The organism is Microbacterium sp. NPDC058021, assembly GCF_042885955.1.
Lineage (GTDB): Bacteria > Actinomycetota > Actinomycetes > Actinomycetales > Microbacteriaceae > Microbacterium.
The window spans coordinates 369,365-392,040 of sequence record NZ_JBHVRF010000001.1 but is presented as its reverse complement, the minus strand read 5'-3'; the positions used below and the strand labels follow the sequence as shown (position 1 = coordinate 392,040).

At 73.6% G+C, this 22,676-nt stretch carries 20 protein-coding genes and 1 riboswitch; of the genes, 10 read left to right on the top strand and 10 right to left on the bottom strand.

Annotated features, from left to right (window positions below):
* The first annotated feature begins 25 nt into the window (after positions 1-25).
* A complete protein-coding gene (locus ACFVR6_RS01890; protein ID WP_386958275.1) occupies positions 26-898 on the top strand; it encodes a Cof-type HAD-IIB family hydrolase in 873 nt (290 codons plus the stop codon).
* 392 nt (positions 899-1,290) lie between these two features.
* On the opposite strand, the gene ACFVR6_RS01885 is transcribed toward ACFVR6_RS01890, so the two are convergent.
* Genes ACFVR6_RS01885 through ACFVR6_RS01875 form a run of 3 tightly spaced genes read right to left on the bottom strand, consistent with a single transcriptional unit; the run spans position 1,291 to position 3,668 of the window.
* Complete coding sequence (locus tag ACFVR6_RS01885; RefSeq protein WP_386958274.1) at positions 1,291-2,118, bottom strand: SDR family oxidoreductase; 828 nt, start codon at positions 2,116-2,118, stop codon at positions 1,291-1,293.
* Positions 2,115-2,897 carry an enoyl-CoA hydratase/isomerase family protein gene (locus ACFVR6_RS01880; RefSeq protein ID WP_386958272.1) on the bottom strand — a complete coding sequence of 261 codons (783 nt, stop codon included), beginning with the start codon at positions 2,895-2,897 and terminating at the stop codon, positions 2,115-2,117. The genes ACFVR6_RS01885 and ACFVR6_RS01880 overlap by 4 nt, the downstream gene beginning before the upstream one ends.
* 9 nt (positions 2,898-2,906) lie before the next feature.
* The gene (locus ACFVR6_RS01875) at positions 2,907-3,668 is read right to left on the bottom strand and encodes an SDR family NAD(P)-dependent oxidoreductase (protein WP_386958270.1); all 762 of its coding nucleotides are present in this window, start codon (positions 3,666-3,668) and stop codon (positions 2,907-2,909) included.
* 113 nt (positions 3,669-3,781) lie between these two features.
* Between ACFVR6_RS01875 and ACFVR6_RS01870 the strand changes: the two genes are divergently transcribed.
* On the top strand, positions 3,782-4,132 hold the full coding sequence (locus ACFVR6_RS01870) for a DUF488 domain-containing protein (RefSeq protein ID WP_386958268.1): 351 nt from the start codon (positions 3,782-3,784) through the stop codon (positions 4,130-4,132).
* A gap of 35 nt (positions 4,133-4,167) precedes the next feature.
* A complete protein-coding gene (locus tag ACFVR6_RS01865) occupies positions 4,168-4,893 on the top strand; it encodes a phosphotransferase (protein ID WP_386958266.1) in 726 nt (241 codons plus the stop codon).
* Positions 4,894-4,930: 37 nt separating this feature from the next.
* Here ACFVR6_RS01865 and ACFVR6_RS01860 read toward each other — a convergent pair whose 3' ends face one another.
* The 3 genes from ACFVR6_RS01860 to ACFVR6_RS01850 form a co-directional block, all read right to left on the bottom strand.
* Positions 4,931-5,707 (bottom strand): energy-coupling factor transporter transmembrane component T family protein, encoded by a 777-nt coding sequence (locus ACFVR6_RS01860; RefSeq protein WP_386958264.1) that lies wholly within the window; start codon positions 5,705-5,707, stop codon positions 4,931-4,933.
* Positions 5,704-7,230 (bottom strand): ABC transporter ATP-binding protein, encoded by a 1,527-nt coding sequence (locus ACFVR6_RS01855; RefSeq protein WP_386958263.1) that lies wholly within the window; start codon positions 7,228-7,230, stop codon positions 5,704-5,706. The genes ACFVR6_RS01860 and ACFVR6_RS01855 overlap by 4 nt, the downstream gene beginning before the upstream one ends.
* A 2-nt stretch (positions 7,231-7,232) precedes the next feature.
* Positions 7,233-7,880 carry an ECF transporter S component gene (locus ACFVR6_RS01850; RefSeq protein ID WP_386958261.1) on the bottom strand — a complete coding sequence of 216 codons (648 nt, stop codon included), beginning with the start codon at positions 7,878-7,880 and terminating at the stop codon, positions 7,233-7,235.
* Positions 7,875-7,984: riboswitch (TPP riboswitch) on the bottom strand. Its footprint overlaps the gene before it by 6 nt.
* Positions 7,985-8,022: 38 nt before the next feature.
* Here ACFVR6_RS01850 and ACFVR6_RS01845 point away from each other — a divergent pair.
* The gene (locus ACFVR6_RS01845) at positions 8,023-9,744 is read left to right on the top strand and encodes a D-alanyl-D-alanine carboxypeptidase (RefSeq protein WP_386958260.1); all 1,722 of its coding nucleotides are present in this window, start codon (positions 8,023-8,025) and stop codon (positions 9,742-9,744) included.
* A gap of 34 nt (positions 9,745-9,778) precedes the next feature.
* On the opposite strand, the gene ACFVR6_RS01840 is transcribed toward ACFVR6_RS01845, so the two are convergent.
* From ACFVR6_RS01840 to ACFVR6_RS01830, 3 genes are all read right to left on the bottom strand, one after another.
* Positions 9,779-11,371, bottom strand: a complete 1,593-nt coding sequence (locus tag ACFVR6_RS01840; protein ID WP_386958258.1) for an SLC13 family permease — start codon at positions 11,369-11,371, stop codon at positions 9,779-9,781.
* Positions 11,372-11,433: 62 nt separating this feature from the next.
* Positions 11,434-12,360 carry a DnaJ domain-containing protein gene (locus ACFVR6_RS01835; RefSeq protein ID WP_386958257.1) on the bottom strand — a complete coding sequence of 309 codons (927 nt, stop codon included), beginning with the start codon at positions 12,358-12,360 and terminating at the stop codon, positions 11,434-11,436.
* Between the two features lie 57 nt (positions 12,361-12,417).
* Positions 12,418-13,482, bottom strand: a complete 1,065-nt coding sequence (locus ACFVR6_RS01830; RefSeq protein ID WP_386958255.1) for an enoyl-CoA hydratase/isomerase family protein — start codon at positions 13,480-13,482, stop codon at positions 12,418-12,420.
* A 70-nt stretch (positions 13,483-13,552) separates the two neighbouring features.
* Between ACFVR6_RS01830 and ACFVR6_RS01825 the strand changes: the two genes are divergently transcribed.
* Entirely contained in the window at positions 13,553-14,536 is a 984-nt protein-coding gene (locus ACFVR6_RS01825; protein ID WP_386958253.1) for an ABC transporter ATP-binding protein, read from the top strand.
* Positions 14,533-15,357: an ABC transporter permease gene (locus tag ACFVR6_RS01820; RefSeq protein WP_386958251.1), complete on the top strand. Its 825-nt coding sequence runs from the start codon at positions 14,533-14,535 to the stop codon at positions 15,355-15,357. Before ACFVR6_RS01825 ends, ACFVR6_RS01820 begins: the two co-directional genes overlap by 4 nt.
* Before the next feature lie 15 nt (positions 15,358-15,372).
* On the opposite strand, the gene ACFVR6_RS01815 is transcribed toward ACFVR6_RS01820, so the two are convergent.
* Positions 15,373-16,218: a hypothetical protein gene (locus tag ACFVR6_RS01815; protein ID WP_386958250.1), complete on the bottom strand. Its 846-nt coding sequence runs from the start codon at positions 16,216-16,218 to the stop codon at positions 15,373-15,375.
* A 96-nt stretch (positions 16,219-16,314) separates the two neighbouring features.
* Here ACFVR6_RS01815 and cofG point away from each other — a divergent pair, with 96 nt between their 5' ends.
* The 4 genes from cofG (at position 16,315) to cofC (ending at position 22,671) form a co-directional block, all read left to right on the top strand.
* Entirely contained in the window at positions 16,315-18,966 is a 2,652-nt protein-coding gene (gene cofG / locus ACFVR6_RS01810; RefSeq protein WP_386958248.1) for a 7,8-didemethyl-8-hydroxy-5-deazariboflavin synthase CofG, read from the top strand.
* Entirely contained in the window at positions 18,963-20,450 is a 1,488-nt protein-coding gene (locus ACFVR6_RS01805) for a flavin-containing monooxygenase (protein WP_386958246.1), read from the top strand. Before cofG ends, ACFVR6_RS01805 begins: the two co-directional genes overlap by 4 nt.
* Entirely contained in the window at positions 20,447-21,460 is a 1,014-nt protein-coding gene (gene fgd, locus ACFVR6_RS01800; protein ID WP_386958244.1) for a glucose-6-phosphate dehydrogenase (coenzyme-F420), read from the top strand. The genes ACFVR6_RS01805 and fgd overlap by 4 nt, the downstream gene beginning before the upstream one ends.
* 110 nt (positions 21,461-21,570) lie before the next feature.
* Positions 21,571-22,671, top strand: coding sequence for a 2-phospho-L-lactate guanylyltransferase (gene cofC, locus ACFVR6_RS01795; RefSeq protein ID WP_386958242.1), 1,101 nt, complete (start codon positions 21,571-21,573; stop codon positions 22,669-22,671).
* The last annotated feature ends 5 nt before the right edge of the window (positions 22,672-22,676 follow it).

Sequence of the window (22,676 nt, the reverse complement as noted above, 5' to 3'; positions counted from 1 at the left end):
GATCCCGGCCTCCTAGAATCCGGGCATGGGAACGACCACTCCGGGTGAGCGCGTGACCGCCCCCCGCATCGCCTTCCTCGACGTCGACGGCACGATCCTCGACCACGGCAGGACCATCGCCGCTTCCACCATCGAGGCCGTGCGTGCCGCACGCGCCGCCGGCAGCCTCGTCTTCCTCAGCACCGGTCGGGCCGCCGGCGACATCGACCCGCGCGTGCGCGCCATCGGATTCGACGGCGCGATCACCAACGGCGGCGCCTACGCCACCCTCGGCGACGAAGTCATCGTGGCCGACCCCATGCCGAGGGATGCCGTCGAGCGCCTCGTCGGCTACTTCGACGAGCACGGCATCCTCTACTTCCTCCAGACGGATGCCGCCGTGTACGCCACCCCCGAGGCGCAGGCGGCCACCGCCGCGTTCATGGAGCAGTGGCTGAGTGTGCACGACGATGCCGACGAGCCGCAGACGGCGCCGCAGCGCGCGCCACGGTTCCTCGACGTCGCCGACATCGACCCCGATCACGTCGCCAAGGCGGTGTTCCTGGGCGAGGACCCCGCAACGCTCGAGCGGGCGCGGGCCGACCTCGGCGACCGCTTCCACGTCGTGGCCGGCAGCATGCCGCTGCCGGGCGGCACCAACGGGGAGATCGGCATGAGCGGCACAACGAAGGGCTCCGCGATCGAGCGCGTGCTCGAACGGCTGGGGATCGACCCGGCCGATTCGATCGGCATCGGCGACAGCTGGAACGACGTGGAGATGTTCGAGGTGTGCGGTGTGGGGATCGCGATGGGCAACGCCGAGGATGCGCTGAAAGCGCGTGCCGACGAGGTCACCACGAGCGTGCGCGAGGACGGCGTGTACAACGCGTTCGTGCGGCACGGCCTCGTCGCGGGCTGACCCCCCGCCGCCGCGCCGCCGCGGCTTCGGCGCGCCGCCGCGGCGACACGAGCTGCTCGAGCTGCTCGAGCTGCTCGAGCTGCTCGAGCTGCTCGAGTGTCACCACCGCACAGTGCGCGGGCACAACACCCACCACAACCGACACCGGAACAGCCCGCCGGCCTTGCGCGGCATCCCTCGCGCCGCTCGAGTGTCACCACCGCACAGTGCGCGGGCACAACACCCACCAGAAGCGACACCGGAACAGCCCCCCGGCCCCGCGCGGCATCCCACGCGCCGCTCCAGTGTCACCACCGCACAGTGCGCGGGCACAACACCCACCACAACCGACACCGGAGCAGCCCCGTGCATCCACCCCGGGCCCGTAACCGCCCGGGGCCGGGCGCCGGGCGTCAGAGGAAGATGTCGGGGAACAGCTCGCTGTCGGGGGTACCGGGCACGGCGGCGTAGCCCGAGAGGTCGGTCACGCCGGCCTCGGCCAGCACGTCCTCGACGATGAGGCTCTGCCCCGTGAGCGAGGCGGCCGGACGCGTCAGCACCTCGTACGCGGCATCCGCGTAGATCTCCGGCGTCCGGCTCACCTTCATCATGCGGTCGCCGCCGAGGGCGAACTGCACCGCGGCGGTCGCGATCGTCGTCGCGGGCCACAGCGTGTTGGCGGCGACGCCGGAGTCGGCGAACTCTGCTGCCAGCCCCAGCGTCACCATCGTCATGCCGTACTTCGCGAGCGTGTAGCCGGTGTGCGCACCGAGCCATTTCGGGTCGAGGTTCAGCGGCGGCGAGAGCGACAGGATGTGCGGGTTCGCGGCATCCTTCAGGATCGGCAGCGCCGTGCGGCTGAGCATGAACGTGCCGCGCACGTTGACGTCCTGCATCAGGTCGTACTTCTTCGCCGCGAGCTCAAGCGAGCCCGACAGGTCGATGACGCTGGCGTTGTTGACGACGATGTCGATGCCGCCGAACTCGCCCTGGGTCTTCAGCACCGCCTCGGTGATGTCGTCGTCGTTGCGCACGTCGCCCACCATCGGCAGTGCCTGCCCGCCGGCGGCACGGATCTGCTCGGCGGCGCTGTGCACCGTGCCCTCGAGCTTCGGGTGCGGGGTGTCGGTCTTGGCGAGCAGCGCGATGTTCGCCCCGTCGCGCGCGGCACGCAGCGCGATCGCGAGGCCGATGCCGCGGCTGCCGCCGGACATCAGGATGGTCTTGCCGGCGAGGCTCATGCGTTCTCCTTCGAAGCGGACTTGCGGGATGCCGCGGCGAACGCGGTCACGCGCACCCGCGATTCGGCGGTGTCGAAGCGGGCACCGATGGAGGCGGCCTCGTCGTCGAGGTTGTCCGCGAACGCACGCCGGGCGCCGGTGCGGATGAGCCGCTTCGCCTGACCGAAGGCGCCCGTCGCGCCCTCGAGCCAGAATCGGGCGATCTCATCGCCGCGAGCGGCGGGGTCGGCGGCGATCTCGGTGATGAGGCCCCAGTCCGCGGCCGTCGCGGCGTCGATCGTGAGGTCCTGCAGCAGCAGCTGCAAAGCCCGGCGCTGCCCGACGGCAGCGGGCAGCAGCGTCGAGACGCCGAGGTCGGGGGTGAGCCCGATGTTGGCGTACTTGCTGACGAACTTCGCCTGCTCGGACGCGACGATGTAGTCCGCCGTGAGCATGAGGCCGAGGCCGCCGCCGGCGACGGCGCCCTGCACGACCGCGACGATCGGCTTGTCGGACTCGACGAAGGTGCGGATGCCGTCATGGATGACGCGCGCCATGTCGGTCACGCCCGCGCCCCCGGTGCCCGACGCGGCCATCGCCACGACGTCGCCGCCGGCGCAGAACGCCCGGCCCGCGGCATCCAGCACGATCGCCCCGACCGTCTCGTCGGTGGTGACCTCGTGCGCGAGGTCGCGCCAGCGCTGCCCCATCTCGAAATCCACGGCGTTGAGGAACGCGGGGCGGTTGAAGGTCAGCCGCGCGAGGCCGCCCTCACGGGTGAGCAGGATCGTGTCGCTCATGGTCACTCCTTATTTCGGTGCCATGCGGATGGCGCCGTCGAGGCGGATGGTCTCACCGTTGAGGTAGTCGTTCTCCGCGATGTGCTGCACGAGGGCGGCGTACTCGTCGGGGCGGCCGAGGCGCGCAGGGTGCGGCACCTGCTGCCCGAGGGAGTCCTGCGCGGCCTGCGGCAGGCTTGCGAGCATGGGGGTCTCCATGATGCCGGGGGCGATCGTGACGACGCGGATGCCGTAGCGCGCGAGTTCCCGCGCGATGGGGAGCGTCATCGCGTGCACGCCGCCTTTGCTGGCGGCGTAGGCCGGCTGCCCGATCTGCCCGTCGAACGCGGCGACGCTGGCGGTGTTGACGATGACGCCACGATCACCGCCGGAGGTCGGCTCGGTGCGGGCGATGGCGGCGGATGCCTGTGCGATGACGTTGTACGTGCCGAGGAGGTTCACCCGCACGATGCGCTCGAAGTCCGCCAGCGGAGTGGGGACGCCTTCGCGATCGAGCACCTTCGCGGGCGGGGCGATGCCGGCGCAGTTCACGACGACCCGCAGCGGTCCGACGCTCGCGGCGGTCGCGACGGCGGCGGCGACCTCGCTCGGGTCGGTGACGTCGGCGGGAGCGAAGGTGCCCCCGAACTCCCCGGCGCGCTCGGCGCCGGCAGAGGAGGCGAGGTCGACGATCACGACGTGGGCGCCCGCGGCGGCGAGGCGCCGCGCGGTGGCGAGCCCCAGCCCGCTGGCGCCTCCCGTGACGAGGGCGGATGCACCGGCGATGTCCATGCGTTCTCCTTCGAACTGATGCTGCGTCTCACGATGCCTGCGACTGCGTCTCACGGCCGAGGTCGACGATACCCAGGCTACCGGGCGCGCGCCGGGACGCGCAGACTGGGCTCATGCTGCAGGTCAAACGCGTCTACGAGCCGCCGTCGTCCGCCGACGGCTTTCGCGTGCTGGTCGATCGGCTCTGGCCGAGGGGGCTCTCGAAGGAGCGGGCGCACGTCGACCTCTGGGACAAGGACGTCGCGCCGTCGGCGGCACTGCGCACGGCTTTCCACCACGAAGCCCTGCCCTGGGATGTGTTCGCGACGGCGTACCGCGCTGAGCTCGCCGGCAGTCCCGCGGTCGACGCGCTCCGCGCGATCGTCGCCGAGCACGACGACGTGACGCTGCTGTACGCGACGCACGACGAGGCCCACAACCACGCTCTGCTGCTGCGGGAGGCGTTGACCGCACCCGCCGGCTGACCGGGTCTGGGCGGGTCACGGGGCAGGATGGGGGCGTGTCCATCCCCGTCGATCCGATCACGGCGCCCGCCCGCGTGAAGGCGCTCGCCGCCGGCGCCGCGCTGACCCCGGTCTGGCGCAACGACCTGGGTGGAGTGACCTTCGCCACCGACGACGGCCGCTACATCAAGCACGGACCCCGCAACGCGGAGACGTCGATGGCCGGCGAGGCGCAACGGCTGCGGTGGGCAGCGCGGTTCACTCCGGTGCCGCGGGTGCTCGAAGAGGGGGCGGATGCCACCACCGAGTGGCTCGTGACGGCAGCCATGCCGGGGCGTTCGGCCGTCGACCCGCGCTGGGTGGCCGAGCCCGCCGTGGCGGTACGCGCGATCGGCGAAGGCCTGCGGGCGCTGCACGACGCGCTGCCTGTCACCGAGTGCCCGTACGACTGGGGGGTCCCGGCGCGCGTCGAGAACGCCGCCGAGCGCGGCATCCGGGTCCCCGAGGCGTTGCGGGTGCCGCCGCCGACGGACCGTCTGGTCGTCTGCCACGGTGACGCCTGCGCGCCCAACACCCTGCTCGACGACGACGGGAGCTGGACCGCGCACGTCGACCTCGGCGCGCTGGGCGTCGCCGACCGGTGGGCCGACATCGCGGTCGCGGCGATGAGCACGGGGTGGAACTACGGACCCGGGTGGGAGGACGCGCTGCTCGCGGCGTACGGGGTCGATCCCGACCCGCAGCGCATGGCCTTCTACCAGGAGCTGTGGAACGAGACGTGACCCACCGCTGACCGTCTCCCCGCGGCGCGGCACCGGGTCACCGGCCGAGCACGGGGGTGAACGCCCCCACCGCGATCGCCACGGCCAGCGCCGTCGTCGAGATCGCGGCGCCCGCGACGAGCAAGAGGGCGTCGCCGGTGGTCAGCCGCGACGGCCGCGCCCACGTGCGCGCGCCCGGGGCCCCGAACGCCCGCGCCTCCATCGCCGTCGCCAGCGCCGAACCGCGCCGGATGGCCAGCACGAAGAGCGCGAAGGCGGTCCCCAGCGCCCGGCGCAGGCGGCCGGAGTCAGCGACGCCCCGGGCGCGGCGGGCGAGCGACAGCGCCCGCCAGTCGTCGGCGAGCAGTCCCAGCATCCGCATGCCGGCGAGCGCGCCGAGCACGAAGCGGGCCGGTAGCCGCACGATCTGAGCCAGTCCGTCGGCCAGGTCGGTCGGATCCACCGTGACGAACAGCACCACGGCGGGCAGGCCGATCGCCAGCACCCGCAGGAAGGTCGCCGCCGCCAGCAGCAGCGACCCCTCGCTGACGCGCACGAACAGCCACTCCAGATACACCTCGCCGCTCGCAGCACCGTACAGCGCGATGGTGACGGCGGATGCCGGTGCGGCGATCCACAGCGGCAGCGTGCGCAGCCAGAACTGGCGGGCACTCAGCCCCGCCGCCACCAGCAGCGGGACCTCCAGCACCAGCGCCACGAACGCCGACACGGGATCGATCGTCGCCACCAGCGGCAGCGCGATGAGCAGCGCCGCACCGAGCTTGGCGACCGGGTTGCGGCGTGCGAGCGGCCCGCGCCCGATCTCCGGGCTCACCGGGTCACCTCGAATCTGCGGGCGTGCAGGGCGGCGAGCACGCCCTCGTCGTGGGTGATCGCGGCGACGGCGAGCGGGCCGCGTTCGTCGACGCCGTCGCGCAGGCCGGCGATGATCGCCACGAGCTCGGCCCAGGTGGTGGCATCCTGCCCGTACGTCGGTTCGTCCAGCACCATGACGCGGGGGCGCGCGGCGAGGGTCGCGGCGACGGTGAGCCGGCGCTTCTCCCCACCGGAGAGCGTGTACGGGTTGGCCTCGGCCAGCCGCGCGAGTCGCAGTCGGTCGAGCAGGTCGTCGACGCGGGCGCTCACCTCCTCCTCGGCGAGCCCGAGGGCGCGCGGGCCGACGGCGAGCTCGTCGCGCACCGTACGGACCAGCAGCTGGTGCTCCGGATCCTGGAAGACGGTGCCGATGCGGGTGAGCAGGCTCCGCGACGACCAGCCGAACGGGTCGTCGTCGGCCTGCCCGCGACGTCGGCGGGGCGAGGCGTCTGCGGCGAGGGAGGCGGATGCCGCGACCCGGCCGCCCGCCGGCGGCAGCAGGCCCGCGAGGGTGAGTCCGAGGGTGGACTTGCCTGCCCCGTTGGCCCCCACGATGCCGAGCACCTCGCCGGCGCGCACCTCGACGTCGAGCGGGCCGGCGACGACGGCGCCGGGGAGGCGGGCGACCGTGAGGTCGTGCGCGGTGAGCAGGGCCTCTCCCGGGGCGTGCACGGGCGGCGGCGGCACCCGCGGCGGGATGCCCGGCACCCACACCCCCGCGGCGGCGAGATCATGGGCGACCGCGGGCGCGGCATCCCCGCCGGAACCCGCCCCGAGCACCTCCCGCGGCGTCCCGTCGGCGAGCACGCCGCCGCCGGGGGCGAGCACGATCACCCGGTCCACGAGCGGCAGCCACACCTCCACGCGGTGCTCGATGACGATGAGGGTGGCGCCGGTGGCATCCATCGCCCGCCCCACGGCGTCGCGCACCTCGGCGACGCCTGCCGGGTCGAGGTTGGCGGTCGGCTCGTCCAGCAGCACGACGCCCGGGCGCATCGCGAGCACGCCCGCCAGCGCGAGGCGCTGCTTCTGCCCGCCCGACAGGGCGGAGGTGGGCCGGTCCAGCGGCACATCGAGCCCGACGGCGTCGAGGGCTTCGCCCACGCGCGACCAGATCTCCTCGCGCGGCACCCCGAGGTTCTCGCAGCCGAACGCGACGTCGTCGCCGACGCGCGCGAGGATGGTCTGGCTGTCGGGATCCTGCAGTACGAGCCCGGCGTGGCCGCGGGCGGCGGAGGCGGCAAGGCCCGCCACGTGCAGCGACCCCTCCTGCTCGCCCTCGTCTGCGCCGCCGAGCACCCCGGCGATGCCCTGCAGCAGCGTCGACTTGCCCGACCCCGATGCGCCCAGCAGCAGCACGCGCTGGCCCGGTTCGATGCGCAGCGAGACCTGCCGCACGGCCCAGGCCTGCCGCGTCGCGTAGCGCCATCCCCACCCGCGCGCCTCGACGGCGGCGGGCGGGGTGGCCGTGGATGCCGGCACCGCTAGACGCGCCGGGAGACCTCGCGGCCCGCCGCGAACCGGTTGAGCGCCCCTGTCGCGGCGAGCCCCCGTGCGATGAGCCACGCACCGAGCCCGGCGATGAGGGCCCCCGACACGGTGGTCGAGGTGATGTAGACGGTCGTGAACAGGGTGTCGGCGCCGGGGTACCAGAGGATGCGGTCGTTGATGCCGCACGCGAGCCCCGCGCCCGCACCGGCGAGGATCGCCACCGGCAGGCGCCACACGCCGTAGAGGAACAGCAGGAACACCAGTTCGGCGCCGAGACCCTGCACGAGCCCGGAGGCGATCGTCAGCGGCCCCCACTGGTTGCCCACGAGCGCCGAGATGACCGCGGCGACCGTCTCGGTGTACAGCGCCGCGCCGGGCTTGCGGATGATGAGCCCGCCGAGCACGCCGGCGATGAGCCAGGGGCCGGCGAACAGGCCCTGGATGCCGGGCAGCAGCGGCTTGAGAAGCGCGCTCGGGCCCTCGTAGCCGACGTTCCACAGCAGGAAGACGGCGGCACAGGCGACGGCGATGACACTGGCGACGACGATGTCGACGACCCGCCACCGCCAGCGTTCGGACAGCGGGACGCGCCGATCGGACGAGCCCTGCGAGGTCTCGCGGGCAGACGTGGATGCGTGCATTCTTGTTCTCCTCCCTGCGCCGGCATGATCCGGATCAGGTTCGACGGTCGAAGCGTGGGTCGCTTCCTCTCAGCCCGGCTCACCGGACTCCCGTGGTTGTGGCGTCGAGTATACCCACGGCGACACGAGGTAGTTTTGGCTGGTGACCACAGAGGACGCGCCCCCGCTGACGCGCCGTGCCCGACGCGCGCGCACCCAGGCGACGACCGACCCCGGCGCGCGCCCGCTGCCGCGTACGGATGCCGCCGCGAGCGCCCCGGAAACGGCGGACGTCACCGCAACGGGCACCGACAGCGCCGACACGGCACGGGTCGGCGCCGACGCCACTCCCGCCGAGCCGGATTCGCCGCTCGAGCCCACCGCTCCCGCGGAATCGACACCGGTCGACGAAGTCCCCGAGCCCGCTCCGGAGCCCGAGCCCGCCCCCGAGCCCGCCGAGGTAGTGACCGACGCCGAGGCATCCGACACGGCGTCCGACGATGACGCCACCGCCCTGCAGCCTGCCACCCCGGTCACGAAGCCGGGCCGCGTCGCCCTGAGCTGGGTCGACGAGGATGCCGTCGCCGCGGCCGCGCCCGGTGTCGCCCTCGCCGCAGCCGCGTCGCCCTACGCCGTGATCCACCCCGATCTGCTCGCGCGGCGCCCGCGCCGCTCGCCGCTGCGCGCAGGCGTGCTGGTGCCGCTGCTGAGCGTGCTCGCCGTCATCGCCCTGTACGTCGGCACGACCCTCCTGTGGCCGCTGCACGCGCTGCCGCCGCAGGTCACCGCCACGACGATCACCCCGCCGGTGGCCCCCGCCGCGGCGCCCGCGTGGCCTGCCACCGGAGCCGCCGCCGTCGGGGTCGACGGCATCGCCGCCACCGCGGCATCCACCGTGGACCCCCTCTCGATGGCGAGCCTCACGAAGGTCGTGACAGTGCTCATGGTGCTCGACGAGCAGCCTCTCGCCGTGGGCGAGCAGGGGCCGGAGTACCGGTTCACGGCAGCCGATCAGTCGTCGTACTGGGCCTATCGCGAACGCGGCGAGTCGGCACTGCCGGTGCCGGTCGGCGGCTCGCTGACCCAGTACCAGATGCTGCAGGGCATCCTCATCGCCTCCGCGAACAACTACGCCGACCGCCTCGCCTCCACGCTGTGGCCGAGCGACGAGGTGTTCGCCAACGCGGCATCCACCTGGCTGTCGCAGCAAGGACTCACCGGCATCACGGTCGTCGACCCGAGCGGCATCGACGAGGACAACACCGCCGATCCGGCGGCGCTGCTCGCCCTCGCCGACAAGGCCCTCGCCGACCCCGTGGTGGCGGAGATCGTGCGGATGCGGACGGCGGAACTGCCCGGCGCCGGCCTCATCGAGAACACCAACGCCCTGCTGGCGGACCCCGGTGTGATCGGGATCAAGACCGGTTCGCTGTGGCAGCACTTCAACCTGATGGTCGCGAAGGACCTGATGATCGGCGACACCCCCGTGCGCGTGTACGCGTCGGTGATGGCGCAGGGCGACAGCGAGACGCGCACCGCCGCCGGCCGCGCGCTGCTGGCGCAGCTGGAAGCCGAACTGCAGGTGCGCCCGTCGGTCACCGCCGGCACCGTGGCCGGGGTGGTCACGACGCCGTGGGGCGAGCGCGTCGACCTCGTGACGTCGGCGGATGCCTCGGTCGTGCTCTGGAACGGCGGTGCCGCCACCGTGGCATCCGAGCTCTCCGTCGGCGACGACCGTGAGGCCGACACCGTTGTGGGCACCCTGACCGTGGCGGGCCCACTGGACAGCGACACCGTCGACGTGCACCTGGCGGCCGAGATCGCCGACCCCTCGCCCTGGTGGCGCCTGACGCATCCGCTCGAGCTCTTCGGCCTCGCAGGCTGACCGGCGCCGCATCGCCCGCCGCGGGTGGAGACCCCTAGAAGGGCCAGACGAGCGGCACGTAGAGCACCGCGACGGCGAGGAACACCAGCGTCAACGGGGTGCCCAGCCGCCAGTAGTCGCCGAAGCGGTAACCGCCCGGCTGCATCACCATGAGGTTCACCGGCGTGGCGATCGGGGTGAGGAACGAAGCGGCGCCGGCGACGGTGAGCGCCATCATGAACGGTTGCACGCTGAGGTCGAGCGTCGCCGCGATCGACACCGCGATCGGCGCGACGATGAGCACGGTCGCGACGTTCGAGATGAACTGTCCGAGCACGATCGTCACGACGCACAGCACCAGCAGCGCCAGCTGCGGCGACGCGTCGCCGGTGAAGCCGAGCACCACCTCGGCGACGACGTCGGCGGCGCCGGTGGAGACGAACGCCGACGACAGCGGCACCATCCCCGCGATGAGGATGACCGTCGTCCACGAGATCGCCCGGTAGGCCTGCGGCATCGTCACGACGCGCGTCAGGATGAGGGCCCCGGCCGCGAGCAGTCCCGCCACGGCGGGCGGGGCGATGTTGGTGGCGAGCAGCACCACCATGAGTCCGAGGATCACGAGCGACCGGCGGGCGCCGCGCCCGAGCGGCACGGTGCGCTGCAGGGCGTGCGGCGGCGTGACCGCGATGACGTCGGGAGACCGGGTGTAGCGCTCGAGCGCCGCCCACGGGCCCTGCACGAGCACGGCGTCGCCGGCTTGCAGGGTGAGCTGGCCGACGCCGCCCGAGCCGCGTGAGGCGTTGGGGTTGTCGGCACGGCCGTGGCGGGCGGCGAGGATGACCAGGTTCTCGTCCCGCGTGGTCATGCCCGGCCACACCCGACGGCCGATGAGGCTCGACCGCGGCGCCACCAGCACCTCGGCGACGCCCTCGCGCACGCTGAAGAGAGACCGCGTCGACAGGTCGACGTCGTAGCTCTCCCGCCACGAGCGGGCGGCCTCACTGGGGTCGGGCGCGGATTCGAACCGGTCGGCGGAGCGCTCCGGGAGCAGGCGCGGCCCGAGGATCGCCAGGAGCAGGAGCGTCAACGCGACCAGCGGCACACCCACCAGCGCGAACTCGAAGAACCCGAACTCCCGCCCACCGGCCGAGACCGCGAGCTGCGACACGACGGGGTTCACCGGCGTGCCGGTGAGGGTCAGCAGCGACCCGGCGCTCGCGGCGAACGCGAGCGGGATGAGCATCTTGGACGGCACGATGCCGGCGCGCACGGCGACCACGACGACCACCGGGAGCAGCGCGGCGACGGCGCCGTTGATGCTGATGAAACCGGTGAGGACGGCGGCCATCGCCCCCACGATCGCCAGCAGCCGGCGCGGACGGGAGCCCGCGCGCGTGATGACCTGCTGACCCACCCACGCCGTCACCCCGGTGGCATCCAGCGCTTCGCTCACCACGAACAGCGACGCGATGAACAGCACCGTCGGGTCGCCGAACCCCGCGAACGCCTCGGGGAGCGTCTGGATGCCGGTGACCCACAGCCCCAGCGTCACGCCGATGGCCACGACCGCGAGCGGGACCTTGCCGCTCATGAACGCGATCACCGCGAGCCCCAGGATGACGAAGGTCCAGGTGACGGGGTCCACGCCTCAACGCTACCCCCGCACCCCGGCCCGCGTCCGGGCGTCGCGGCGGGCGGATGCCGCTGCTACACGAAGCGCACGGTGCGCTGCAGCCGCGCCCGCACGTCGAACAGCTCGTTGCCGCCGATGTCGCGGGCGCCGGTCATGCCGCGGCGCAGCACCGTGGCCAGGGCGCTGCGGGAGACGACGGCCACGGGGAGCCCCCGCACCCTGCCGAGCTCCTCGATCGCCTGTCCCAGATCGTCGTCGGGGAGCACGACGACGGCGCCCGAGAAGCGCACGCCGGCGGCGCGGGCGACGATGCGTGCCCGCGCGACCAGGTCGGCGATCGGCGATCCGTCGACGCCGTCGCCGATCAGCTCGCCGCGGCGCACGCGCACCGGCCCGCCGAAATCCTCCGACAGCACGGCGTACAGGCCGCTGGGACCGAGCACGATGTGATCGAGCTTGGCGTCTGGCCCGTCGCGGCGGCCGGGCGCCGACACGTCGTGCCACACGGTGTACCCCATGCCGAGGTCGGCGACCACGCGCGCGGTGGCCTCCTCGGCGAGCGCGTCGGCGAGCAGACGCCGCACGTCGTGCGGTGCGGTGCGCACCAGCGCCGGGTCGTAGGGGTCCGCGAGCTCCACGCCGCGGCCCGCCCACTCGCGGATGAGGCTGAGATACCGCTCCCGTCGCCAGCCGCCGGGATGCCCGAACGACCGCGCGCGGGGGCGCGTGTCGGTGCGGGCGGCGGGCGCCTTCCACCCGGAGAAGTCGGGCACGGCGGCCTCACCGAAGCCGTGGCCGCGGTCGTATGCGGCGCGCGCCTCGGGGGTGCCGACCAGTTCCCAGGCGCGCTGCACCTGCACGAACACCGCGGCATCCCCGCCGGTGTCGGGGTGCGTCTGGCGCAGGCGCAGCCGGTAGGCCTTGCGCAGCTCGTCGTCATCGGCCGCGGGGTCGACCGCGAGCACGTCGTACGCCGACGCGGACAGCGGACTGTCGAACACGTTGCCTCCCCAGGTCCACCACTCAGGCTAATCGGCCAAGCGGCGGTCGGACTGCGGCTACGCCCAGAGCGGCACGTCGGGGACGAACGCGAGCGCAGCCGCCGCGATCGCCTCGTCGAGATCGGCGAGCGCCGCCGGGTTCCACCGGGGCGAGCGGTCCTTGTCGACCAGCTGTGCGCGGATGCCCTCGACGAGGTCGGGCTGCGTCTGGGCGAACCACATGACCAGCCCGTACTCCTGCGCGAGCGCGGCGCGCAGGTCGGGCAGCTCACGCGCCCGCCGCACGGCGGCGAGGGTGACCGTGAGCGCCGTGGGCGACAGCTGCTCGAGTGTGTCGGCGGTCTCGGATGCCGCGGCCTCGGGCCGCGCCCGCAGGCGCGCGATGATGTCGGCGACGGTGTCGGCGGCGAACGCGTCGTCGATCCACACCCGGTCGGCCTCCAGCCGGCTCGGACCGGCCGTGGCATCGAACAGCAGCGTGAGTTCGGTGGGGGTGTGCGGGTCGGCGCGCGTCTGCAGCGCGTGGTGCAGCTGCGACAGGTGCTCCGAGGGCACGAGGTGGTCGGCGAAGCCGGCGTAGATGGCATCTGCAGCATCCATCGACGCCCCGGTGAGGCCGAGGTACTCGCCCACCCGCCCCGGCGCGCGGCCGAGCAGCCAGGTGCCGCCGACATCGGGGGTGAACCCGATGCGCGTCTCGGGCATCGCCAGCCGCGAGCGCTCGGTCACGATGCGCACGGCCGCGTGGCCGGCCAGGCCGATGCCGCCGCCCATCGTGATGCCGTCGGCCAGCACGATCACCGGTTTCGGATATTCGGCGATCGCGGCGTTGAGCGCGTACTCCGCGCGGAAGAAGATGCCGGTCTCCCCCGGCCGGCCCGCGACGATCTGATCGTAGAGACCGCGCACATCGCCGCCTGCGCACAATCCCCGGTCGCCGGCGCCGTCCAGCAGCACCACGGCCACGTCGGGGTCGTCGCGCCAGGCATCCAGAGCCGTCTGGAGCTCCTCGATCATGCCGAGGTCGAGGGCGTTGATGGCGCGCGGGCGATCGAGCGTCAACTGCCCGACGCTGTCGCGGCGCTCGGCCCGGATACGGGATTCGGTGCTCGGCTGACTCACATCCCCACGCTATCGGCTCGCGTTCGCCGTGCATCCCCGGCAGACTGTCGGAAAACGAGAGGATCCCGGGATGCCCGACGGACAGACGCTCGAGTTCTCGGGTCTCACCAAACGGTTCGGTCCGCTGACCGCGGTCGACCGCTTCACCGCCCGAGTCGAACCCGGCCTGGTGACCGGCTTCCTCGGACCCAACGGTGCCGGCAAGACCACGACGATGCGCATGCTGCTCGGGCTCGTGCGGGCGACAGACGGCTCCGCGACCGTCGGCGGCACCCCCTACGCCCAGCTGCGCCACCCGTTGCAGAGCGTGGGCGCGGCGCTGGAGGCGTCGAGCTTCCACCCCGGGCGCTCGGCGGCTGCCCACCTGACCGCGCTCGCACAGGCATCCGATGTGCCGATCCGCCGCGTCGACGAGACGCTGGCGCTGGTCGGGCTGTCGGATGCCGCAGGACGCAAGGTCGGCGGTTACTCACTGGGCATGCGCCAGCGGCTGGGACTGGCCGCCGCGCTCCTCGGCGACCCCGGCGTGCTCGTCCTCGACGAGCCGACCAATGGGCTCGACCCGGAGGGCATCCGCTGGATGCGCGACCTGCTGCGCGCCCTCGCCCGCGAGGGGCGCACGGTGTTCGTGTCGTCGCACCTGCTGTCGGAAGTGCAGCAGACGGTCGATTCGCTGCTGGTCATCGCCCGCGGGCGACTGGTGTTCCAGGGGACGATCGACGAGCTCGTCGACCCCGCCGAGTACGCCACGGTCGTCGACGCCCCCGACCGCGCCGGTCTGACCGCGGCGCTGACGGCCGCCGGGGTGAACGCAGAGGTGCTGCGCGCCGGCCTGCGCGTGGATGCCGCCGACCCCGCCGACATCGGGCGCATCGCGGCGTCCGCCGGCATCGCCCTGTCCCTGCTGCAACGGCAGGGTCCGTCGCTCGAGCAGGTGTTCCTGCAGCTCGCGGACGGCACGCGCGTGCACGCCAGCGCGTTCGGCGGGGATTCCGCCGCGGGCGCGGAGTCCGCCCCGCCTGTCGAGCCCACCCAGGAAGGGGATGCCCGATGAGCCTGGTCGGCACCGTCAAGTCGGAGACCACGAAGCAGTTCTCGACGTCGACCTGGTGGATCCTCGCCATCGTGCTCGTCGTCTACGTCGCCTCGACGGCGGCGGCGCTCGGGTTCTTCTTCGCGGCCTCCTCGACCGGCGCGCTGCCGGGCGATGCCCCGCAGCTGCCCGGCGACACCCTGCCCCCGCTGCTGTACAGCCTCGCCACGGCGATGGGGTACGTCTTCCCGCTCCTCATCGGCACCCTCATGGTGACCACCGAGATCCGGCATCAGACCCTCACCCCCACCTTCCTCGCCACCCCGCAGCGTTCCCGCGTGCTGGGCGCGAAGCTCATCGTGGGCGCGGGACTGGGCGTGCTCTACGGCATCGTGGGCATCGCGTCATCGGTCGGCCCGTCGGCGGCGATGCTGGCGCTGCAGGGCGTGGAGACCCAACTGGGCGACACCGACACCTGGGCGATGCTCGGCCGCATGATCGTCGCGTTCGTGCTGTGGGTGTTCATCGGCATCGCGGTCGGCGCGCTCGTGCGCAACCAGATCGTCGCCGTCGTGGGCGTCCTGGTGTTCACCCAGTTCATCGAGCCCATCGCCCGCACCCTCGTGACCTTCATCGAGGGCGCCGCCGACGTCGTGCGCTTCCTGCCGGGTGCGGCATCCGACGCCCTCGTCGGCGCGAGCCTGTTCAACGCCGAGGCCCTGACGGGCGGCGGCGGCGGGAATCCCTTGGAGTGGTGGGCCGGCGGCCTCGTCCTGCTGGCGGTCGCGGCGGTGCTGCTCGTGCTGGCGTACCTGTTCAGCTGGCGGCGCGACGTCGCCTAGCCGCGCGGCGGATCGCTAGGCCTGGGCCGGGTCGGAGCCCGGCTCGGGGGCGTCCTCGGCAGGCGTCGCGGGCGCCGGCTTGGGAGCGGCCTTCGGCTTCGGCTGGGCGGCTGCGGGCTTCGGCTGGGCGGCTGCGGGCTTCGCCGCGGACGCCGACTTCTTCGTCGGAGCGGTCTTCTGCGCCGCCCCGGCTGCTGTCGCTGCGGCGCCGGTCTTCGCGGCCGACGTCTTGGGCGTTGCGGGCTTCGGCGTCGCGGTCTTGCTCGCGGCGGGCTTGGTCGCTGCCGGCTTGCTCTCGGTCCCGGTCGCCGCGGTCTTGCTCGCGGCGGCGGTCTTGCTCGCGGCGGCGGTCTTGCTCGCGGCGGCGGTCTTGCTCGCGGCGGGCTTCTTCGCCGCTGCGGCGGACTTCGGCGCCGCCTTCGGCTTCGCCGGCGTCTTCTTCGCGGGGCGCGCGGGTTCGGTCGCGACCGCGCCCGTGGCGAGGTCCACGACGTCGGCGGGCTGCTCACCGGCATCCACGTGCAGCGACTGCACGAGTGCCAGGCCGTGGCGCGTGGTCAGCACCACGCGGTCGAACTCGGGGTGCCCCTCGAGGTCGATGACGACACCGGGACGCCGGCGACGCACGATGACGAAGTCCTCGCCGTTGACCGACTTCCACGTTCCCATCGCGATCACACCGGGCAGGCGCGTGCCCGGGCTCTGGATGCCGCGCACCCAGGTCCACGGGTCGTCGATGAGCTGCACCTTCGCGATCGTCTCCCGCGGGATGATCACATTCCCCTTGTGGAATGCGAGCGCGCGCTCGGTGGCCGACAGCACGACCTCGAGCCGCGTCGAATCCAGCAGGAGGGTCACCATGGGTTCTAGTCTGCCAGCGCAACGCTCCGTGTTTGCTTACGGGACGGCAACGATCTGTGCGGACCCTGCGACGCCGGACGGTGCAAGACTGGATCGGTGACCCTGCTGCAGCCTTCCCCCGCGGCGGCGACCGTCGATGCCACGCTCGCGCGTGCCGAGGCCGGCGAGCGCCTCGATGCGATGGACGCCGAGGTGCTGCTGCACGCGACCGGCGGCGCGTTCGAGCGCTTGCTGCGGGCCGCCGGACATGCCAGGGACGCCGGGCTCGCGGCATCCGGGCGCCCGGGGATCATCACGTACTCCCGCAAGGTGTTCGTCCCCCTCACGACGCTCTGCCGCGACCGCTGCCATTACTGCGTGTTCGTCGACACCCCCGGCCAGCTGGCCGCGCTGCACAAGCCGTTGTTCATGACCGAAGCGCAGGTGCTCGCGGTCGTGCGGCAGGGGCAGGCGCACGGCTGCAAGGAGGCGCTGCTGACCCTCGGCGACCGGCCGGAGGAGCGGTGGCCGGCGGCGCGCGCCTGGCTCGACGAGCACGGCTACGCCTCGACGCTGGATTACGTGGGGGCGATGGCGCGGCTCATCACCGCCGAGACCGGCCTGCTCGCCCATCTCAACCCGGGCGTGATGACCCACGACGAGCTGATCGCGCTGCGCCCCACCGCGCCGTCGATGGGCATGATGCTCGAGACCACGTCGGAGCGGCTGTTCGCCGAGCCCGGGCAGGTGCACTACGGCTCGCCCGACAAGGACCCTGCGGTGCGGCTGCGGGTGATCGAAGACGCCGGGCGCGCGCGGGTGCCGTTCACCACCGGCATCCTGGTCGGCATCGGCGAGACGCTGCGCGACCGGGCCGAGTCGCTCGTGGCCATCCGTGACGCGCACGAGCGGCACGGCCACGTGCAGGAGGTCATCGTGCAGAACTTCCGCGCGAAGCCCGGCACGGCCGCCCGCACCACCCCCGATGCCGCGCTGATGGAGTACGTCGCGGCCGTCGCGGTGGCCCGCCTCGTGCTCGGGCCGCGCATGCGGGTGCAGGTGCCGCCGAACCTGTCGGATCCCGCCGAGTTCGACCTGCTGGTGCGGGCCGGCGCGGACGACTGGGGCGGGGTGTCGCCGGTGACGGCCGACCACGTCAACCCGGAGCGTCCCTGGCCGCACCTCGACGACCTCGCCGCGCGCACGGCGGCACTCGGCTTCACGCTGCGCGAGCGCCTCACCGCGCACCCCGAATACCTCCATCGCGCGGACGAGTGGCTCGACCCCGCGATGCACGCCCCGGTCGCCGCGCTCGCCGACTCCGCGACGGGCCTCGCGGCCGGGGGTGCCGGTGCCGCGGGTGCCGGTGGCGCGGGTGCCGGTGCCACTCGCGCCGCTCCCGCGCACAACGTCGCTGATCCGGCCGATTCGGCGTCTTCGAGGCCGGAATCGGACGCGAACGGCACGGATCAGCGACGTTATGCACGCCCCGCCGGCGGCACGACCGCCGCCCGGCTCGCCGAACAGGCGGCATCCGAGCCGCTCGCGCTCGGGGACGACGACTGGGAAGTCCTGCTGCGGGCCACCGGCGACGGGCTCGAGGCCGTCGTCGCGGCTGCCGACGACGTGCGGCGCTACACCGTGGGTGAGGCCGTGAGCCTGGTGGTCAACCGCAACCTCACCTCGAGCGGCCTGCGCGCGGGCGGCGCGGCCGCCCCGGACGAGTTCGACCTCGACGACGTCGCGGCGATCGCGGCGGATGCCGTCGCCCTCGGTGCGACCGAGCTGTGCGTGCAGGGGGTGCTGCCGGCCACCGTCGACCCGTCCGGCTACCTCGCGATCGCCCGCGCGGTGAAGGCCGCAACCCCCGGCATCCACCTGCACGCCTACCGCCCGCAGGACGTCTGGGACCTCGCCGAACGCGGCGGGCTGGGACTGGATGGCGCCCTCGCGGCGCTCCGCGACGCCGGCGTCGACACGGTGCCGGGCACCGGTGTGAAGGTCGCGACCGAGCGGGTGCGCGCCGCGCTGTTTCCCACCGACCTCGAGGTCGACCGGTGGGTCGAGGGCATCTCGGCCGCGCACCGTCACGGCTTCCGGTCCACGAGCGTGCTGTTCTACGGGCATGTCGAGACCGCCGGCGAACGCATCGCGCATCTGCGGCTGCTGCGCCGGCTGCAGGAGGCTGCGGCATCCGCCGGCACCGGGGGCGGGTTCACCGAGTTCGTCCCGATCCCGCTGCCCGGACCCGCCGCAGGTGTGCCGCTCGTGACCGGGCGCAGCTCGATCGACGAGCACCGGGCGATGACCGCCGTCGCGCGCCTCGCGCTCAACGGCTCGATCCCGCACGTGCAGATCCCGTGGCCGCGCGTCGGTCGCGAGGCGGCCGCCGTGCTGCTGCGCGCGGGCGGCGACGACCTCGGCGGCGCGCTGCTGGATGGCAGGGTGCGGCCCGCCGCGGGCATCGAGCACGGTCAGGAGCTGCCGGCCACCGACGCCGCGCGCATCGCGGCGCGCCTGTTCCGCCCGTTCCGCCTCCGCACGACGGACTACGGCACGCCCCGTCCCGCCGCCGCCGCGCCACCCCCCGCCGCGCCGCCGCCGCCGAGCGCTGCTCCGGTGTCACGTGTGGTGGGTGTCACGCGCCAACACCGTGCGCAAGTGACACTCGAGCAGCCCTGGACCGGCGGGCACGCGACCGGCGGGCCCGGGACCGGCGGGCAGGCGACCGGCGGGCACGCGACGGACGCGGACGGGGGCGGGGCGTGACCGACCACGTCGAGGTCGCGATCGTCGGCGCCGGGTTCGCCGGCCTCGGCATGGCGATCGCCCTCCGCCGCGCCGGCAGGGGATCGTTCGCGATCCTCGAGCGCGCGGCATCCGTCGGCGGCACCTGGCGCGACAACACCTACCCGGGCGTCGCCTGCGACGTGCCCTCGCACCTGTACGGCTTCGCGACCCACCCGAACCCGCACTGGTCGGGGCTCTATGCCACGGGCACGGAGATCCGCCGCTACCTCGAGCACGTCGCCGACGTCGAGGACCTCGGCGACCGGCTGCGGCTGTCCACGCCCCTGCTCGCCGCCCGGTGGGATGCCACGGCGTCGCACTGGCGCATCGACACCCCCGCAGGCATCCTCACCGCCGACGTCCTCGTGCTCGCCTGCGGGCGACTCACCGAGCCGGCGATCCCCGAGATCCCGGGACTGGAGCAGTTCGCCGGCCCGATCTTCCACTCCGCCCGGTGGGACCACTCCGCCGACCTCACCGGCGCCCACGTCGCGGTCGTCGGCACCGGCGCCAGCGCCGTGCAGCTCGTGCCGCGCCTGGCCGAGACCGCCGCGCACGTCACCCTGTTCCAGCGCACCCCCGCGTGGATCGTGCCCCGCGGCGAGCACCCCTACGACGAGGCCGAACGCGACCGTTTCGCGACCCACCCGGAGGAGCTCGCCGCGCTCCGCGCCGCCCTGTACGTCGAGGGCGAGGCGCGGTACGCGTCGCGATCGGGCGACGCCGCGGCATCCACCGCCGCCCGCGACGTCGCCCTCGCCCACCTCGCGAGCCAGGTCGGCGACCCGTCACTGCGGCGCACCCTCACTCCCGACTACGCCTTCGGATGCAAGCGGGTGCTGCTGTCCGACGACTTCTACCCGGCCGTCGCCTCCCCCGCCGTCACCCTCGAGCCGTCGGCTCTCGCCGCGGTGTCCGGTGCCGAGCTCGTCGCGGCATCCGGAGCCCGCTACACCGCCGACGCGCTCGTGCTGGCGACCGGCTTCGTCTCGCAGCGCCAGCCCTACGCCGAGCTCGTCACCGGTGAGCGCGGTGAAACCCTCGCCGAGCACTGGTCGGACGGGATGACCTCGTTCGCCTCGACGGTCGTCTCGGACTTCCCGAACATGTTCGTGCTCGACGGCCCCAACGCCTCCCTCGGCCACAACTCCTCCGTTCTCATGCTCGAGGAGCAGGCCGCCTACGCCGTGCGGGCGCTCGTGCAGCGCGCCACGGCGCCCGACGGCGTGCTGCGCGTGCATCCGGATGCCGAGGCCGACTACACCGCCGAGATCGACCGGTCAGCCGCGGCGACCCCGTGGCTGACCGGCGGCTGCCGCAACTGGTACGTCGATCGCGGGCGGCTGACGCTGCTGTGGCCGGGTACCGTCGACGCGTTCCGCGCGCGGCTCGCCCGCGCCGACGGCTCGGAGTTCATGACCGCACCCGCCCACCGGGGCGGGGAGGAGAGGAGACCCGCATGACCCTTCCGATCCGCCTCGGATACAAGGCATCGGCCGAGCAGTTCGGGCCCGCACAGCTGGCAGATTTCGCCGTGCTCGCCGAAGACGTCGGGTTCGACTCGGTGTTCATCTCCGACCACTTCCAGCCATGGATGCACGAGGGTGGCCACGCCCCCGCCGCGCTGCCGTGGCTCGGCGCGGTGGGCGCGCGCACCTCCCGCGTACTGCTCGGCACCTCGGTGCTGACTCCCACGTTCCGCTACCACCCGGCCGTCATCGCGCAGGCGTTCGCGACGCTCGGGGTGATGTTCCCCGAGCGGATCATCCTCGGCGTCGGCACCGGGGAGGCGCTCAACGAGGTCACTCTGGGCCTGGACTGGCCCGACCCGCCCGAGCGCTTCCAGCGCATGAAGGAGGCGATCACTCTCATCCGCGAACTGTGGGCGGACGAGCGGGTGACGTACGAGGGCAACTTCTGGCACGTGAACGATGCCACCGTCTACGACCGTCCCGACCGGCCGGTGCCGATCTACATCGGCGCATCCGGCCCCGCCGCCACGCGGCTGGCGGGGCGCATGGCCGACGGGTGGATCACGACCAGCGGCAAGGATCCGGTGCTGTACACCGACAAGCTGCTGCCCGCGCTCGAGGAGGGCCTCGAGAAGGCCGGACGCACCGCGGACGACGTCGACACCCTCATCGAGGTGAAGGTGTCGCTCGCCGACACCCGCGAGCAGGCGCTGGAGAAGACCCGGTTCTGGGCCCCGCTGGCGTTGTCGCCCGAGGAGAAGACCGGCATCCACGACCCGCTCGAGATGCAGCGGCGCGCCGACGCGCTGCCGATCGAGCGGGCGGCGTCGCGCTTCATCGTCTCGACCGACCCCGACGAGCACGTGGAGCAGATCGCCCGGTACGTCGACCTCGGGTTCCGTCACCTCGTCTTCCACGACCCCGGTCACGACCAGGAGACGTTCCTGCGCACCTACGGCGCCGAGATCCTGCCACGCCTGCGCGCCCGGTTCGGCGAGTGACGCAGCGCGCGCCCGTCGGAATTCAGGCTCCGCGGCCTGTCGCGGCGGATGCGGGTGCCGACACCGACGCGGAGCCTGAATTCCGACAGGACGCGGGCGATGACTGGGTCGTGGTCGTACCGGTGAAGCCGGCCGCGGCCGGGAAGTCCCGGCTGACGGTGGCGGGCATCGACCGCGTCGCGCTCGCGCGTGCGATCGCCCGCGACACGATCGACGCCGCGGCGCAGGCCGCAGGGGTCGGTCTGGTCGTGGTGGTGACGGACGATCCGGATGCCGCAACCACCGTCCCCTCCGCCCCGGCGGCTCCGGTGACCGTCGTCGCCGACCCCGGTGGCGGGCTCAACGCCGCGATCGCCGCGGGCACGGCCGCGCACGCGCACCGTCCGCGCGCCGCACTGCTCGGCGACGTCGCGGGGCTGCGACCGAGCGAACTCGCCGCCGCGCTGCGCGACGCGGCCGCCGTCGACCGGGCCGTCGTCCCCGATGCGGAGGGCACCGGCTCGACGCTGCTGACCGCCGCCGCGGGCGTGGAGTGGGGATCCCGGTTCGGCCTCGACTCGTTCGCGCGGCACCGCCGGCTCGGTGCCGCCCCGCTCGGGGTGGACGCGGCATCCGGCCTGCGGCGCGACGTCGACACCGCCGCGCAGCTGGACTCTCTCGGCGAGCTGGCGGTCGGTCCCCGCACGGCCGCACTGCTGCGGGCGGCCCGGCGGGGCGACACCGCGCCGGCGCCCACCGCGCGGCTGCGGCTGCGCGAGATGCGCGCCGACGACCTCGACGACATGGCGGTGCTCCTCGGCGACCCCGACGTGATGCGGTACTACCCGGCACCCCGCAGCCGCGCGGAGGCGGCGGAGTGGATCGCCCGCAGCCGGCAGCGCTACCTCGACGACGGCTTCGGCCTGTGGGTGGTGGAGGATGCCGCGGGCCGGTTCGTCGGCGACTGCGGGCTCACGTGGCAGCCGCTCGGCGACCGCCGCGTGCTGGAGGTGGGCTACCACGTGTCCCCGCCGCTGCAGGGCCGCGGGTACGCCGCGGAGGCGGCCGCCGCCAGCCGCGACCTCGCGCGGTCGCTCGGATTCACCGAACTGCGGGCGCTCGTGCATCCCGACAATGCCGCGTCGGCCCGCGTCGCGGAGAAAGTGGGCATGCGACGGGATGCCGCGGAGTCCGCCGCGGCGGGGATCACCGTCATGCGGATGGCGCTGTAGCGTCC

Excerpts from the sequence above, each read along its gene's own strand:
- ACFVR6_RS01890 (WP_386958275.1), top strand. The coding sequence starts at position 26 with ATGGGAACGACCACTCCGGGTGAGCGCGTGACCGCCCCCCGCATCGCC.
- ACFVR6_RS01885 (WP_386958274.1), bottom strand. The coding sequence starts at position 2,118 with ATGAGCCTCGCCGGCAAGACCATCCTGATGTCCGGCGGCAGCCGCGGC.
- ACFVR6_RS01880 (WP_386958272.1), bottom strand. The coding sequence starts at position 2,897 with ATGAGCGACACGATCCTGCTCACCCGTGAGGGCGGCCTCGCGCGGCTG.
- ACFVR6_RS01875 (WP_386958270.1), bottom strand. The coding sequence starts at position 3,668 with ATGGACATCGCCGGTGCATCCGCCCTCGTCACGGGAGGCGCCAGCGGG.
- ACFVR6_RS01870 (WP_386958268.1), top strand. The coding sequence starts at position 3,782 with ATGCTGCAGGTCAAACGCGTCTACGAGCCGCCGTCGTCCGCCGACGGC.
- ACFVR6_RS01850 (WP_386958261.1), bottom strand. The coding sequence starts at position 7,880 with ATGCACGCATCCACGTCTGCCCGCGAGACCTCGCAGGGCTCGTCCGAT.
- ACFVR6_RS01825 (WP_386958253.1), top strand. The coding sequence starts at position 13,553 with ATGCCCGACGGACAGACGCTCGAGTTCTCGGGTCTCACCAAACGGTTC.
- ACFVR6_RS01820 (WP_386958251.1), top strand. The coding sequence starts at position 14,533 with ATGAGCCTGGTCGGCACCGTCAAGTCGGAGACCACGAAGCAGTTCTCG.
- ACFVR6_RS01815 (WP_386958250.1), bottom strand. The coding sequence starts at position 16,218 with ATGGTGACCCTCCTGCTGGATTCGACGCGGCTCGAGGTCGTGCTGTCG.
- fgd (WP_386958244.1), top strand. The coding sequence starts at position 20,447 with ATGACCCTTCCGATCCGCCTCGGATACAAGGCATCGGCCGAGCAGTTC.